The 13,980-nt window shown below is 69.6% G+C and carries 13 protein-coding genes and 2 pseudogenes; 5 read left to right on the top strand and 10 right to left on the bottom strand.

The window, feature by feature from the left end; translation table 11 throughout:
• Positions 1–146: 146 nt before the first annotated feature.
• The 9 genes and pseudogenes from RUTHE_RS18255 to RUTHE_RS07910 all read right to left on the bottom strand — a co-directional run bounded on the left by RUTHE_RS18255 (position 147) and on the right by RUTHE_RS07910 (position 8,727).
• Entirely contained in the window at positions 147–770 is a 624-nt protein-coding gene (locus RUTHE_RS18255; protein WP_021097845.1) for a Gfo/Idh/MocA family protein, read from the bottom strand.
• On the bottom strand, positions 752–1,192 hold the full coding sequence (locus tag RUTHE_RS18250) for a Gfo/Idh/MocA family protein (protein ID WP_342662229.1): 441 nt from the start codon (positions 1,190–1,192) through the stop codon (positions 752–754). Before RUTHE_RS18250 ends, RUTHE_RS18255 begins: the two co-directional genes overlap by 19 nt.
• Positions 1,193–1,297: 105 nt before the next feature.
• The gene (locus RUTHE_RS07935) at positions 1,298–2,044 is read right to left on the bottom strand and encodes a sugar phosphate isomerase/epimerase family protein (RefSeq protein WP_021097843.1); all 747 of its coding nucleotides are present in this window, start codon (positions 2,042–2,044) and stop codon (positions 1,298–1,300) included.
• Positions 2,044–3,354, bottom strand: coding sequence for a glycoside hydrolase family 2 protein (locus tag RUTHE_RS07930; protein ID WP_425413937.1), 1,311 nt, complete (start codon positions 3,352–3,354; stop codon positions 2,044–2,046). The genes RUTHE_RS07935 and RUTHE_RS07930 overlap by 1 nt, the downstream gene beginning before the upstream one ends.
• Before the next feature lie 279 nt (positions 3,355–3,633).
• Positions 3,634–4,449, bottom strand: a pseudogene (locus RUTHE_RS18615) (glycosyl hydrolase 2 galactose-binding domain-containing protein); the annotation flags it as partial.
• A complete protein-coding gene (locus RUTHE_RS07925) occupies positions 4,446–5,552 on the bottom strand; it encodes an ABC transporter ATP-binding protein (protein ID WP_021097840.1) in 1,107 nt (368 codons plus the stop codon). The gene RUTHE_RS07925 and the pseudogene RUTHE_RS18615, both read right to left, overlap by 4 nt.
• 1 nt (position 5,553) lies before the next feature.
• Complete coding sequence (locus tag RUTHE_RS07920; protein WP_021097839.1) at positions 5,554–6,435, bottom strand: carbohydrate ABC transporter permease; 882 nt, start codon at positions 6,433–6,435, stop codon at positions 5,554–5,556.
• 63 nt (positions 6,436–6,498) lie between these two features.
• A complete protein-coding gene (locus tag RUTHE_RS07915; protein WP_040645562.1) occupies positions 6,499–7,371 on the bottom strand; it encodes a carbohydrate ABC transporter permease in 873 nt (290 codons plus the stop codon).
• 129 nt (positions 7,372–7,500) lie between these two features.
• Positions 7,501–8,727 (bottom strand): ABC transporter substrate-binding protein, encoded by a 1,227-nt coding sequence (locus tag RUTHE_RS07910; protein ID WP_021097837.1) that lies wholly within the window; start codon positions 8,725–8,727, stop codon positions 7,501–7,503.
• An 81-nt stretch (positions 8,728–8,808) separates the two neighbouring features.
• On the opposite strand from RUTHE_RS07910, the gene RUTHE_RS07905 reads away from it, so the two are divergent.
• The 5 genes and pseudogenes from RUTHE_RS07905 (at position 8,809) to RUTHE_RS07890 (ending at position 12,803) form a co-directional block, all read left to right on the top strand.
• Positions 8,809–9,906, top strand: coding sequence for a LacI family transcriptional regulator (locus RUTHE_RS07905; protein ID WP_425413936.1), 1,098 nt, complete (start codon positions 8,809–8,811; stop codon positions 9,904–9,906).
• Positions 9,903–10,958 carry a sugar phosphate isomerase/epimerase family protein gene (locus RUTHE_RS07900; protein WP_021097835.1) on the top strand — a complete coding sequence of 352 codons (1,056 nt, stop codon included), beginning with the start codon at positions 9,903–9,905 and terminating at the stop codon, positions 10,956–10,958. The genes RUTHE_RS07905 and RUTHE_RS07900 overlap by 4 nt, the downstream gene beginning before the upstream one ends.
• 1 nt (position 10,959) lies before the next feature.
• Positions 10,960–11,304: a hypothetical protein gene (locus RUTHE_RS16995; protein WP_021097834.1), complete on the top strand. Its 345-nt coding sequence runs from the start codon at positions 10,960–10,962 to the stop codon at positions 11,302–11,304.
• The gene (locus tag RUTHE_RS16990) at positions 11,261–11,644 is read left to right on the top strand and encodes a hypothetical protein (RefSeq protein WP_021097833.1); all 384 of its coding nucleotides are present in this window, start codon (positions 11,261–11,263) and stop codon (positions 11,642–11,644) included. Before RUTHE_RS16995 ends, RUTHE_RS16990 begins: the two co-directional genes overlap by 44 nt.
• 62 nt (positions 11,645–11,706) lie before the next feature.
• A pseudogene (locus RUTHE_RS07890) lies at positions 11,707–12,803 on the top strand (Gfo/Idh/MocA family protein).
• Between the two features lie 121 nt (positions 12,804–12,924).
• On the opposite strand, the gene RUTHE_RS07885 reads toward RUTHE_RS07890, so the two are convergent.
• Positions 12,925–13,971: an ABC transporter ATP-binding protein gene (locus RUTHE_RS07885; protein ID WP_021097831.1), complete on the bottom strand. Its 1,047-nt coding sequence runs from the start codon at positions 13,969–13,971 to the stop codon at positions 12,925–12,927.
• Between the last annotated feature and the right edge of the window lie 9 nt (positions 13,972–13,980).

Below are 13,980 nucleotides of genomic sequence, written 5' to 3'. Positions count from 1 at the left end.
CCGATCTGCCCGCCGACGACCCCCGCCGGGCGCTGGTCGCACGGCTCGGGGCCGAGTGGCGGGCGCTCCAGCCGCAGCCGACCAATCCCACCCGCGCCGCCTGATCGAGAGCCGCCCGGACGGCCCGGGCGGCCCCGAAGGGCCGGTCAGGCCGCCACCGGCTCCTGCACGACCAGGGCGCGCGCCGCCTCGGGCGGGAGCGGGGCGGGGCGTTCGCAGGTCGTGCTCATGGCGATGAAGCGCCGCTCCTCGCCGGCGCGCAGGATGCCCGTCAGCACATCCACCACATGCACCGCGAGATCGAGCGAGCAGCGATGCGCCCGCCCCTCGCGCAGGGCGGCCACCATGTCCGCAAGGCCCGCCCCGCGCCAGTTGGCAAAGCGGCGCCCGTCGGGGAAGGTGAAGTTGACGACGCCGAAGGGATGGGCATCCGGGGTCAGGATCTCCGGCTCGCCGCTGCCGCGATGGATCTCCACCGTCCCGCCGAAGAAGTTGGGATCGGGCACATAGACCGAAGCCGTCTCGCCGTAGAGGTCCATGTTGGGGTGACGATGCGCCCAGACATCCCAGGAGGCGCCGAGCGTCACCGTGGCGCCCGAGCGGAACTCGAGGATGGCATGGACATCGGTGGGCGTCTCGACCCGGATCACCTCGCCGTTGCGCGGCCCGTTGGCGATGGTGCGGGTGGCAAAGCCCGCCTTGGCCATGGCCATGACCCCCGCGACGGGGCCGAGCATCTGGACGAGATTCGTCACGTAATAGGGCCCCATGTCGAGCACCGGCCCCCGCCGGGGGCGAAGAAGAAGTCCGGGTTGGGGTGCCAGCCCTCCATCCCGTGGCCCATGACATGCGCCGTGCCGCCGAGGATGCGCCCGGCGCGCCCCTCGTCGATCGCCGCGCGTGCCGCCTGATGGCTGCCACCGAGGAAGGTGTCGGGGGCCGAACCGACGCGCAGCCCCTTTGCGGCGGCGAGGTCGCGCAGCCGTTCCCCCTCCTCGAGCGACAGCACGAGGGGCTTTTCGGAATAGACATGCTTGCCCGCCTCGAGCGCGCGGCGGGACACCTCGTAATGGGCGGCCGGCACGGTAAGGTTCACCACCACATCCACATCCGGGGCCGCCAGCAGATCCTCGACCGACAGGGCGCGGACGCCGAACTGGGCGGCCCGGGCCTCGGCCGCGGCGGGATTGATGTCGGCGACGGCACGGATCGCATAACCGGCAAAGAGGGGCCAGCTTCAGATAGGCTTCGGAGATGTTGCCGCAGCCGATCAGGCCGACGCCAAGAAGATCGGAAGTCATGGATTCACCAGGCAGAGAGGGTTTCGAGGCTGCGCCGCGCAAAGCGGGCATGGTCGGCGGGGTTGTCGTGTTCGGCCACCCAGTGGTCGATGCCCTGCGCGGACAGCTCGGCGCGGATCGTGTCCCACGCCTGGGTGCCGTGGCCGACATCGGCCCAGCCGTCCTCGGCGGTCGTTCCCGCAGGGGCCAGATCCTTGACATGGACGGCGAGGATGCGGGGCCCGAGGCGGCGCAGCCAGGCGACCGGGTCCTGCCCCGCGCGGGCGACCCCAGCCGAGATCCAGCTCGATCCCGAGCCCGGCCTTGGCCATCAGATCCGTCGGCGTCGATCCGTCGCCGAGATCGGCCAGATCCCAGTCATGGTTGTGCCAGCCGACCGCGAAGCCCTCGGCGCGGAAGGGTTCGAGCGCGCGGGCCACGGTGGCGGCGAAGGCGCGCCAGGAATCGGGGTCGCTCCCGCGCCGGTCGGGCTCGATCCAGGGGACGATCACCTTGCCGATGCCCAGCGTGCGGGCAGCGGCGATCATCCCCCTTGGGTCCTCCTCGAGCTGGGCGAGGGCGAAATGCCCCGAAGGCATGGACAACCCGTGCCGATCGAGAGCGGCGCGCAGCGCGGGGGCATCCCCGTAGAGGGCGCCGTAGCCCTCGACCGCCTTCCAGCCCTGACCGGCCAGCATGGCCAGCGTGTCCTCGAGTGGCGGGAAGTTGCGGGAGCAGTAGAGCTGATAGGCGATGATGGGCATCAGGTCTGTCCTCGGATCGTTGCGGACCACAGGTCGCGCAGGGTGAAGGCGGGTCGGGCCGCCGGATCGGCGGGGTTGAAGACGAAGCGCGCCGGACGGCCGGGATGCAGATGGATCGCCGCGCGATCCCAGCGGCCGGGGATGTCGGCCTCGGCCGTGACGAAGAAAGCCATGGCATGGCGGGCGGCGACGGACAGGACATGGCGCCCGTCCCCCTCCTGCGCGGTCTCGACGGCAAGGCCGGGATCGGGGAGCTCCCAGGCCTTCCAGGGCCGGGGGGACCAGATGTCCTCGCCCGTCGTGCCGTCGGAGGCGTCCCAGGCGAAGGCCAGCAGCTCGTCCCCTGCGATCCCTGCGGGATCGAGAAGCAGCAGGCGTTCGGCCGCTGTGGTCCCCACGGTTGCGGTCGCGGCGGCGATTGCGCGCGCCGAGCCGTCGAGCCGGAGGGCGCGGGCGGTGACGCGGATCTCCACCGCCCCCCGGCCATCATTGACGGCAAGAAGGGCGAGCCCGTCCGCCCCCGGCACGGCCATGACATGCACGGGGCTGAAGAAGCGGCGCGCCATGTGATGCAGGATCTTCCAGCCCCCGCCATGGTCCAGCGAGGACCAGGAACAGCAGGGCCAGGTATCGTTGAGCTGCCAGTAGAGCGTGCCCTGGCAATGCGGCTTGAGCGCGCGCCAGGCCTCCACCGCGGTCTTGATGGCGAGGCCCTGCTGAAGCTGCGAAAGCCAGACGAAATCCCCGAAGGCGGCCGGCCAGCGGAAATAGCGGAACATCGTCTCGGCGATGCGGGCATTGCCGCCGGCGTTCTTCTGATGCGCCTCGAGAACGGGCGAGGCGATGTTCCAGTCGGCCGGATCGGCAAAGCGCCGGATCACCGTCATCGAAGGATAGGACTGGAAGCCGAATTCCGAGCAGAAGCGGGGCCGGACGCTGCGGTAATGTTCGAAGTCGCGCCCCTCGTGCCAGACGGACCACATGTGCATGTCGCCCGATCCGTCCTGATGCCAGGCATCGCGGAAATCGAGCGGGCCGGCGCTGGGCGAGGAAGGCCACCAGTTGGCCTGGGGATCCGTCTCCCGCAGGGCGGTCTCGATGGTGCGGTTCAGGCGGTCATAGGACACCAGATAGCGGTCGCGGTCGCGCCGGCTCTCCTCGAACCAGGAGAGCGCCCCGATCAGCTCGTTGTCGCCGCACCAGAGCGCGAGGCAGGCATGATGGTGCAGGCGGGCGACCTGTTCGCGCACCTCGGCCTCCACCTCGGCGAGGAAGGCGGGGGTAGAGGGATAGAGGTTGCAGGCGAACATGAAGTCCTGCCAGACCATCAGGCCCAGCTCGTCGCAGGCGTCGTAGAACCAGTCCGGTTCGTAGCGCCCGCCCCCCCAGACGCGGATCATGGTCATGTTGGCGGCGACGGCCGATTCCAGCAGATCGCGCACCGCCGCCGGATCGATCCGACCGGGCAGCGCATCGGCGGGGATCCAGTTGGCCCCGCGCGCGAAGACCGGCACCCCGTTGACGCGGAAGCCGAAGGACAGCCCGGCCGCGTCCCTCTCCGTGACCAGTTCGATCCGGCGCAGCCCGATGCGGCGCCGTTCCACCGTCTCGCCCACCCGCACCTGCAGATCGTGCAGCGTCTGGGGCCCGAGGCCCGCCGGCCACCAGAGTGCGGGGTTCTCCACCTCGAAGGCGACGGCCACCCCGCCGTTGGCGATGGAGCCCTCGATGGTCTGCCCGGCGAAGGTGACGGCGAAGGGCGCGCCTTCGGCCTCGTCGGTATGGACCCCGACGGTCAGCACGACCCGCCCCCCGTCATGGCTCTGCGAGAGGGCGAGGCGGCGGATGCGCGGGCCGGATGCAGGCTCGATCCGGGCCGCCCCCCAGAGGCCGAAGGGGACAAGGGCGATGTTCCAGTCCCAGCCCCAGTCGCAGGCCGGCTTGCGCAGCATGTTGCCATGCGGGACGGGGTTGTTCTGGGCGATCCAGGGCACCGGAAAGGGCTGGGCCGCGGCCCGCCGCGCCGCCTCCTGCGGGGCGGAACGGAGGGTGATGGCGATCTCGTTCTCGCCCGTCCGGGCGATTCCCCGCAGATCCGCCCGCTAGCGGCGGAAGGCATTGGCGCTCTGGAGCACGGTCTGCCCGTTGACCCGCACCTCGGCCACGCAGTCCAGCCCCTCGAGCAGGAGCGCCACATCCGCCCGCTCGAGCACGAAGGTTCGGCGGATCGTCCAGTCCCGCCCGGCGATCCAGCGCAGCCCGTCCTCGTTGCGGCCCCAGTAGGGATCGGGGATCAGCCCGGCGGCGTGCAGGGCGGTGATCCCGTCGCCCGGCACGCGCATCGGACAGCGGAACGCCCCCGTGGCATCGGCCAGCGTCCACTCCCCCGCCAGATCGAGGATCACAACCGCTCCTCGGTCCTGGCGTCGAAGAGCGAGGCGCGGGCGGGATCGAGGCCGATGGGCAGGCGGTCGCCGGGGCGGACCCGGGCCTGGCCGTCCATGCGGATGCGGAAGGGTTTTCCGCCGAGCTCGCCCCAGACCAGGGTGTCGGCGCCCATGGGTTCGACGATATCGACGATGACTTCGGTCCGCAGGGGGGCGGTTTCGGCCAGCGGACCGGTCATCACATGTTCGGGCCGGATGCCGAGGATCGCGGGCCGCGCGGTTCCCCCGGTCCGGGCGGGGATGGGCAGCAGGATGTCCTTGCCCCGGAAGGCGCCCCCTTCCCACTGCCCCTCCAGGAAGTTCATGGAAGGGCTGCCGATGAAATCGGCCACATAGCGGTTGGCGGGACGGTTGTAGATCTCGTCCGGGGTGCCGAGCTGCATGATCCGGCCGCCCTTCATGATGGCGATGCGGTCGGCCAGCGTCATCGCCTCCACCTGGTCATGGGTGACATAGATCATGGTATTGCCGAGCGACTGATGCAGGCGCTTCAGCTCCACCCGCAGATCGGTGCGCAGCTTGGCATCGAGGTTCGAGAGCGGCTCGTCGAAGAGGAACACGTCCACATCGCGCACCAGCGCCCGGCCGATGGCGACGCGCTGGCGCTGCCCGCCCGAGAGCTGTCCGGGTTTGCGGTCCAGCAGCGGCCCGATCTGGAGGATCTCGGCCGCGCGCGCCACGCGGCGGTCGATCTCCTCGCGCGGGACGCGGGCATTGCGCAGCCCGAAGGACAGATTCCCCCGCACCGTCATCTGCGGATAGAGCGCATAGCTCTGGAACACCATGCCGATGCCCCGCTCCGAGGGCTCGAGCCAGGTCACGTTGCGCCCCTTGATGAAGATCTGCCCGTCGGTCGGCTCCAGCAGCCCCGCGATGCAGTTGAGCAGCGTGGACTTGCCGCAACCCGAGGAGCCGAGCAGGACGAGGAATTCGCCTTCGGCAATATCCAGATCGAGATCCTGCAGCACGGTGACCGCCCCGAAGGCCAGACGCAGACCGCGGATCGAGACCGAGGGGGAGGAGGCAGCGGCAAGAGGGGGGATGGCAGCGGTTTCGGTCATGTCAGCCCTTCACGGCACCCGCGGCGATGCCGCGCACGAACAGCTTTCCGGAGGCGAAGTAGACGATCAGCGGCACAAGGCCCGTCAGCAGCGTTGCCGCCATGTTGACGTTGTATTCCTTCACCCCCTGCACGGAATTGACGATGTTGTTGAGCTGCACCGTCATCGGGTAGTTGGCCGGCGTCGTGTAGACCACGCCGAAGAGGAAGTCGTTCCAGATCCCCGTCACCTGGATGATGGCCGAGACGGTGAAGATCGGCAGGCTCATCGGCACGAGCACGCGCAGGAAGATGCCCCAGAAGCCCGCCCCATCCACACGCGCCGCCTTGAACAGCTCCTCCGGGATGGCGGCGAACCAGTTGCGGAACAAGAGCGTGTTGATCGGCATGCCGAAGATCGTGTGCACGATCACCAGCCCCCAGAGCGAGCCGTAAAGGCCGATCTCGCGCAGCAGGATCACGATCGGGTAGAGCATCACCTGATAGGGGATGAAGGCCCCGATCAGCAGGATGGCGAAGAAGGTCTCCGAGCCGCGGAAGCGCCACATCGACAGCGCATAGCCCGAGACCGAGGCCACCGCGATCGAGAGGGCCACGGACGGCACCAGGATGCGCACCGAGTTCCAGAAGCCGCGGGACAGCCCGTCGCAGTTCAGCCCCGTGCAGGCCTCGGCCCAGGCCTTCACCCAGGGCTCGAAGGTGATCTCCACCGGCGGGGCGAAGATGTTGCCCATGCGGATCTCGGGCATGCCCTTGAGCGAGGTCATCACCATCACCCAGAGGGGCAGCAGGTAGTAGATCGCGACGACGATCAGCGTCCCGTAGAGCATGATGTTGCCGCGGGACAGGATGCGCCGGGGGCGCGGGCCGCGCGGGCCGTCCATCAGGCCGGGGCGCAGGGGGGCGGGTTGGCGTCCAGCGCCGCCAGCCCCGCGACAGCGGAAGGATTAGCCACGCCGACGCCCTCCGAATTCGAGATAGGCCCAGGGGATGAGGATGATGACCACCGACAGCAGCATCATCGTCGAGGCGGCGAAGCCCTGCCCCAGATTCTGGGCGCCGAACATCGCATCCATCACGTATTTGGCCGGCACTTCCGAGGCTCCGCCCGGGCCGCCCTGCGTCATCGCCACCACCAGATCGTAGACCTTGACGATGCCCGAGGCGATCAGGACCAGCGCGGTGACGAAGACCGGCCGCATCATCGGGATGATGACATGGGTATAGGTCTTCCAGGTGGGGATGCCGTCCACCCGCGCGGCCTTCCAGATCTCGTCATCCACGCTGCGCAGCCCGGCCAGCATGATGCACATGACAAGTCCCGTGCCCTGCCAGAGGGCCGCGATCAGCAGGCCGTAGATGACCAGATCGCGATTGTAGAGCGGATCGAAGGTGAAGGAGGTCCAGCCCAGATCCCGCACCACGCCCTGGATGCCCAGCTCGGGGTTGAGCAGCCATTGCCAGACAAGGCCCGTCACCACGAAGGACAGCGCGAAGGGATAGAGGAAGATGGTGCGGAACACGTCCTCGCCGCGCACCTTGCGATCGAGCAGCGCCGCCAGCACGAAGCCGATGACCAGGCTGAAGATCAGCGACAGCACGCCGAACACGGCCAGGTTCTGGATCGCCACATACCATTTCGGCGTGGACCAGAGCCGGTCATACTGATCGAGCCCGACGAAATCGAGCCGGGGCAGCAGGCGGGAACTGGTGAAGGAATGCACCACCGTCCAGCCGGTGCAGCCGACGAAGATCACCGTCGCCGTCAGGATCATCGGCAATGTGGCGATCTTGGCCGACAGGTTGCGGAAGAGCCGCATCGGCCTGCGCAGAGGCGCCGCAGAGGCGCCGCGCACAGGGGAAGCGGCGGCCTGATCCGTCACGGCCATCGGAAACCTCCCTGATCGGGGATCCGGCCGGGCACGCCACCCGGCCGGATCCGGCAGACATCAGTCGGCGCTGGCGATGATCTCGGCAAAGCGCGCCTGGGCGTCGGCCGCGCTCATGTCGGTGGCCCAGAATTCGGAAATCAGGTCATTGAGCTGCTGCGTCGTGTCGGGCGTCAGCAGCATGTTCCCGTCAGGGATCGTGTTGCCCTGGGCGAGGATCTCGAGCCCCTTGCGCATGCAGTCGTTGGCCGCAGCGAGATCCACATCGCCGCGCACGGGCAGGCTGCCCTTGGCCAGGTTGAAGCTGACCTGCACCTCGGGCGAGAGCAGCATCGCCGCGAACTGCTTCTGGGCGGCCGTCACCTCGGGGTCGTCCTGACGGGGGAAGTAGAAGGCATCGCCCCCCGTGGAGATCAGCGCATTGACGCCCAGACCGGGCAGGCAGGTGTAGTCCTCGCCCGCCACCATGCCGGCCATGGCGAATTCGCCCTGCGCCCAGTCGCCCATGATCTGGGCCGCAGCCTCGCCGGTGATGACCATGTTGGTGGCCTGGTTCCAGTCCTGCACATTCGACCCGCGGGAGAGCTCGCGCGCGGCCGCGGCGGCCTCGAAGACGCGGGCGAATTCCGGCCCGGCCGCCACTTCGGCATTCTTGTCGCCATAGACGGCCATCCAGGCATCTCGCCCGGCCAGCGCCACGGCCATCACGCTGAAGGCCCCCTGCGACTGCCAGGACTGCCCACCCATGGCGAGCGGCACCTTGCCGGCGGCACGCACCTCGTCGGCGGTGTCCACGAACTCGTCCCAGTTGGTGGGAACGGGCAGGCCCAGCTCCTCGTAGACGGAGTTGTTGAGCCACATCCACTGCCAGGAATGGATGTTGATCGGCGCGCAGTAGATGCGCCCCTCATAGGTGCAGGCATCGAGCAGCGAGGGCGGATTGACGATGTCCCGCCAGCCCTGCTCCTCGGCCACGTCGGTCAGATCGAGCAGCAGGCCCGCCTGGATCATCTCCTCGGCCTGGCGGCCATGGTTGAACTGGAAGGCATCCATCGGGTCGCCGCCCAGGATGCGCGAGATCATGATCGGACGCGCCGTGTCGCCGCTGCCGGCGATGGCACCGTCCACCCAGGTGTTGCCGGTGGCCTCCCAGGCTTCGGCGATCTTGGCGACGGCATTGGCCTCTCCACCCGAGGTCCACCAGTGGGACACCTCGAAGTCGATGGCATGGGCGGCCGTAGCCGCGCAGAGGGCAGTCGCGCCCAGAAGGCTTGCAGTCAGTCTCACGATTCTCTCCTCCCCCGCTTTGATTTGCCTGCGGTTTTCTCTGGCGTCCGCCCTGCGACCGGGCTATAACGATTTAGAGCTATAACGATTCAGGCGCTGCGCGCAACAGATTTCTGGGGGGGGAGACATGCCGGGGACGGGCGGAATGCGGCACCCGCGCGGCCGACGCTCAAGACGCTTGCCCAGGCGACCGGACTGGCCGTCGCCACGGTCAGCCGGGCCCTGGCCGATGCCCCCGACCTGCGGCCCGACACCAAGGCGCTGGTGCGGCGCGTCGCCGCCGAGATGGGCTATGTCCCCAATCGCGCCGGCCTGCGGCTGCGCACCGGGCGCACGCAGGTCATCGCCCTGGTCATCGGGACCGAACAGAGCGTGATGAACAACACCGCCCAGCTCATCGTCTCGCTCGCTGCGGGGCTGCGCGGCACGCCCTATCATCTGAACATGACGCCCGTGCTGCGCGGCGAGGATCCGCTGCGCCCGATCCGCCACATCGTCGAGAACGGCCTGGCCGATGCGGTGATCTTCAACCAGACGCGCCCGCGCGATCCGCGCGTCGCCTGGCTGATGGAGCGAGGCTTTCCCTTCGCCACCCATGGGCGCACGATCTGGTCCGACCGCCATCCCTGGGCGGATTACGACAACGAGGCCTTCGGCGCGCTGGCCGTGCGCCGCCTTCTGGCCCGCGGGCGGAAGCGGATCGCCCTGCTGGCCCCGCCGCTCGAACAGACCTATGCCCGCGCCTTCGTCAGGGGCGCCACCGCTGCCGCCGAGGCTGCAGCGGCCGCCGATCCGGGCATCAGCCTGCGCCTGCTGCGCGGGATCACCTCCGACAGTCCCGGCGCCGAGGTGCAGGCCGCTCTCGAGCGGGCCTTCGCGCGGGGGGCGGACGGCCTCGTCTCCGCCTCGTCGGCCGGGGGCATGGCCGCGGTCGCCGCGCTCGAGGCGCGCGGCCTGCTGCTGGGGCGCGATGCCGATATCGTCGCCAAGGAAGCCATCCCCTTCCTGTCCCTGTTCCGCCGCGACCTCATCGTGCTGCGCGAGGATGTCGAACGGGCGGGAACGGTGCTGGCCCGCGCGGCGATCCGTGCCATAACAGAGCCCGATGCGCCGCCGCTCCAGGATCTCGAGGTTCCGGCGGACGATGAGCTGCAAGACCAAGGAGAGCCCCGCACATGACGACGCAGATCAAGGGACCGGCCATCTTCCTGGCCCAGTTCGCCGGGGATGCCGCCCCCTATGACAGCCTGAAGGGAATGGCCGGATGGGCGGCCTCGCTGGGCTACAAGGGTGTCCAGATCCCGACCTGGGACCGCCGCCTGTTCGACCTCGACCGCGCTGCCGAAAGCCAGGACTACTGCGACGAGGTGCTGGGCCTCTGCCGCGAGGCCGGGGTCGAGGTGACCGAGCTCTCGACCCATCTCCAGGGCCAGCTCGTGGCCGTCAACCCCGCCTATGACCGCGCCTTTGACGCCTTTGCCCCCGCCGCCGTCCATGGCAATCCGAAGGCCCGGCAGGACTGGGCGACCGATCAGGTGACCAAGGCCGCGCAGGCCTCGCGACGGATGGGGCTCGACCGCCATGTGGGCTTCTCCGGCGCGCTGGCCTGGCCCTATCTCTATCCCTGGCCGCAGCGCCCCGAGGGCCTGATCGACGAGGCCTTCGCCGAGCTCGGGCGCCGCTGGACGCCGATCCTCGACGCCTTTGCCGAGGCGGGGGTCAGCTACGGCTATGAGCTGCATCCGGGCGAGGATCTCTTCGACGGGGCCACCTTCGAGATGTTCCTCGATGCCGTGGGCGGCCATGTCGCCGCGACGATCAACTACGATCCGTCGCATTTCGTGCTGCAGGCCCTGGATTACCTGGCCTTCATCGACATCTACCACGAGCGGATCACCTCCTTCCATGTCAAGGACGCCGAGCTGAACCCGGACGGACGGCAGGGCGTCTATTCGGGCTATCAGCCCTGGGTCCGGCGCGCCGGCCGCTTCCGCTCGCTGGGGGACGGGCAGGTGGATTTCGGGGCAGTCTTCTCGAAGCTCACGCAATACGGCTATGACGGTTGGGCGGTGCTCGAATGGGAATGCTGCCTCAAATCGCCCGAACAGGGTGCGGCCGAAGGCGCCCCCTTCATCGAATCGCATCTGATCGAACGGGCGAAGCGGGCCTTCGACGATTTCGCAGCCGGCCAGCGCGACGAGGCCGCGATCCGCGCCATGCTCGGCCTGTGAGATGACCGGGGGGACGCCGCGGCAGGAGCACTGGGACCGGATCCACCGGCAACGGGCCGCGGAGAGCACGAGCTGGTATCAGGCCCGGCCCGAGGCGTCGCTGCGCGCGCTCGACCATCTCGGGGCGGGGCCGGGCGATTCGCTCATCGATGCGGGCGGGGGCGGGCCAGGCTGGTGGATGTCCTTCTCGAACGGGGGCTGGACGGATCTGGCGGTGCTCGACATCGCCCCCCTCGGCGCTGGAGGAGGCGCGCAGGCGACTCGGCCCCCGGGCGGCGGGGCTGCGCTGGATCGCCGCCGATGTGACGCGCTGGCAGCCCGACCGCATCTGGACGATCTGGCATGATCGTGCGCTGTTCCACTTCCTCACCGCGCCGGAGGATCGCGCCGCCTATCGCCGGGCCATGACGGACGCCACCGGACCGGGATCCGGCATCATCCTCGCCACCTTCGCCCCGGAGGGACCGGAGCGCTGCAGCGGTCTGCCCGTGCAGCGCTGGGACGCGGACGGTCTGGCGTGCGAGCTCGGCCCCCTCTGGTCGCTGCAGGCCGCCTGGCGGGAAGGGCACCGCAGCCCCTCAGGCGCCATGCAGATCTTCCAGTGGGCGGTCTTCCGACGCGCAGGCGGCTGTGCCCTGCCTCCAGGCACCTTCAACCCGGCCGGTCCGGCCGGAACGACATCGTGACCATCATCCGAAAACCCAGACCGAAGGGAGAGCAACGCATGGCAAGACGGCTCAGGCTCGGCATGGTCGGCGGGGGCGGGGGGCCTTCATCGGCGCCGTCCACCGCATCGCCAGCCGCATCGACGACCGCTGGGAAGTGGTCGCGGGGGCCCTGTCCTCGGACCCCGAACGCGCCCGCGCTTCGGCCGCCGATCTGGGCATCGCGCCCGACCGCGCCTATGCCTCCTGGGAAGAGATGGCCCGCGCCGAGGCCGCGCGCGAGGACGGCATCGATGCGGTCGCCATCGTCACCCCCAACCACATGCATGCCGGTCCCGCCATCGCCTTCCTGAAGGCGGGCATCCATGTCATCTGCGACAAGCCCCTGGCCGCCACATCCGATCAGGCCGACGCCATCGCCGCCGCCGCCCGCGAGGCCTCGGCTCGCTTCGTTCTCACCCACAACTACACGGGCTATCCGCTGATCCGGCAGGCCCGGGCGATGATCGCCGCGGGCGAGCTGGGCGAAATCCGCCTCGTGCAGGCCGAATATGCTCAGGACTGGCTGACCGAAAGCGTCGAGGCCACGGGCAACAAGCAGGCCGCCTGGCGCACCGATCCCGCCCAGGCGGGCGCCGGCGCGCTGGGCGATATCGGCACCCATGCCTTCAACCTGCTGTCCTTCGTCACCGGCCTGCGGACAGAGGCCCTGCTTGCCGACCTGCAGAGCTTCGGTCCGGGGCGGCGCGTGGACGACAACGCCCATGTGCTGCTGCGTCTCGAGAGGGGGGCGCGGGGGATGCTGTGGGCCTCGCAGGTGGCGCCGGGCAACGAGAACGGCCTGCGCCTGCGCGTCTATGGCACGAAGGGGGGCCTCGAATGGGGCCAGGAGAACCCGAATGTCATGACCTTCGCCCCCTTCGGAGAGCCGAAGCGCATCCTGACGCGCGGAGGGGCGGGGCTCGGCGGCAGCTCCGCGCAGTTCACCCGCATCCCCCCCGGCCATCCCGAAGGCTATCTCGAGGCCTTTGCCACCCTCTATGCCGATGCCGCCGACCTGATCGCGGGGACGGGGGACGGGGCGCTTCTGCCGGGAATCGCCGACGGCCTTGATGGCATGTGGTTCATCTCGGCCTGTCAGCGATCCTCGGCCGCCGGAGGTCAGTGGGTGACGCGCTAGGGCCGGGCCCGCGCCGGAGCGCCCCCCGGATCGGCCCTCCGCAGGCTGTTCGCCGTCCCCCTCCGGCGCGGGCGGCGATCCGCATGCCTGCCGGATCCGCACCCCGGGGGGGCGCATCCCGTCAGCCGATCCGCCGCCCTCCGGCATCGAAGAGATGCATGTCGGCCGGATCGAAGGCGAGGCGGAGCCGCTGGCCGCGCGTCACGGCAGGTTGCCCGTCGATCACCGCGACCAGGGGCTCGCCGCTGTCGGTGATGCCATGCAGCACGGTTTCGGCGCCCAGCGCCTCGACCAGCCGCAGCTCGGCCGGGATTCCGGCTTCATCCGGGCCCGCCGGGTGCAGGTGCTGCGGCCGGATGCCCAGGACGACAGGCCCGTCGGCCGGGACCGGCAGATCGATCCCCCCGGGCAGAACCGCGCGCCCGCCCCGCGCCTCTGTCCGGAACAGGTTCATCGCCGGAGAGCCGATGAACCCGGCCACGAAGAGATTGGCCGGGCGATTGTAGAGATTCAGCGGCGTATCGACCTGTTCGATCCGGCCCCTGCGCAGGACGACGATGCGGTCGGCCAGCGTCATCGCCTCGATCTGATCATGGGTGACATAGATCATCGTCGCCCCCAGCCTGTCATGCAGGGCTGCCAGTTCCGCGCGCATCGTGCCGCGCAATTCCGCATCGAGATTCGACAGCGGTTCATCAAGCAGGAAGGCCGTGGGGTTGCGCACGATCGCCCGCCCGATGGCCACCCTCTGGCGCTGGCCGCCCGAGAGCTGGGCCGGCCGGCGCTCCAGCAGATCCCCGATCGCGAGCATCCGCGCCGCCTCGGCGACCCGCGCGGCGATCTCGGCCTTCGGCATGCGGAGATTCTCGAGCCCGAAGGACAGGTTCTGCCGCACCGTCATGTGGGGATAGAGGGCATAGGACTGGAACACCATCGCCAGGCCCCGGTCGGCCGCCCCCAGGCGCGTCACGTCGCGCCCGTCGATCTCGATGAGGCCCGAGCTCGGCCGTTCGAGCCCGGCAATCAGCCGCAGGAGCGTGGATTTGCCGCAGCCCGAGGGGCCGACGAAGACGACCAGCTCGCCGTTGGCGATCTCGAGATCGATGCCATGGATGACCTCGATGCCGCCGAAGCTCTTGCAGATGCCGCGCAAGGCGATGCTGCCCATCGGCGCCCC

It is taken from the genome of Rubellimicrobium thermophilum DSM 16684 (assembly GCF_000442315.1).
GTDB lineage: Bacteria > Pseudomonadota > Alphaproteobacteria > Rhodobacterales > Rhodobacteraceae > Rubellimicrobium > Rubellimicrobium thermophilum.
Note: the sequence above shows the minus strand (reverse complement) of the source record. Positions and strands in the feature narration are given on the sequence as shown.

What these genes read in the sequence shown, in the direction of transcription:
- RUTHE_RS18255 (WP_021097845.1), bottom strand. Translation starts at nt 770, where the DNA reads ATGGGGCCCTATTACGTGACGAATCTCGTCCAGATGCTCGGCCCCGTC.
- RUTHE_RS07935 (WP_021097843.1), bottom strand. Translation starts at nt 2,044, where the DNA reads ATGCCCATCATCGCCTATCAGCTCTACTGCTCCCGCAACTTCCCGCCA.
- RUTHE_RS07930 (WP_425413937.1), bottom strand. Translation starts at nt 3,354, where the DNA reads ATGTTCGCCTGCAACCTCTATCCCTCTACCCCCGCCTTCCTCGCCGAG.
- RUTHE_RS07925 (WP_021097840.1), bottom strand. Translation starts at nt 5,552, where the DNA reads ATGACCGAAACCGCTGCCATCCCCCCTCTTGCCGCTGCCTCCTCCCCC.
- RUTHE_RS07920 (WP_021097839.1), bottom strand. Translation starts at nt 6,435, where the DNA reads ATGGACGGCCCGCGCGGCCCGCGCCCCCGGCGCATCCTGTCCCGCGGC.
- RUTHE_RS07915 (WP_040645562.1), bottom strand. Translation starts at nt 7,371, where the DNA reads ATGCGGCTCTTCCGCAACCTGTCGGCCAAGATCGCCACATTGCCGATG.
- RUTHE_RS07900 (WP_021097835.1), top strand. Translation starts at nt 9,903, where the DNA reads ATGACGACGCAGATCAAGGGACCGGCCATCTTCCTGGCCCAGTTCGCC.
- RUTHE_RS16995 (WP_021097834.1), top strand. Translation starts at nt 10,960, where the DNA reads ATGACCGGGGGGACGCCGCGGCAGGAGCACTGGGACCGGATCCACCGG.
- RUTHE_RS07885 (WP_021097831.1), bottom strand. Translation starts at nt 13,971, where the DNA reads ATGGGCAGCATCGCCTTGCGCGGCATCTGCAAGAGCTTCGGCGGCATC.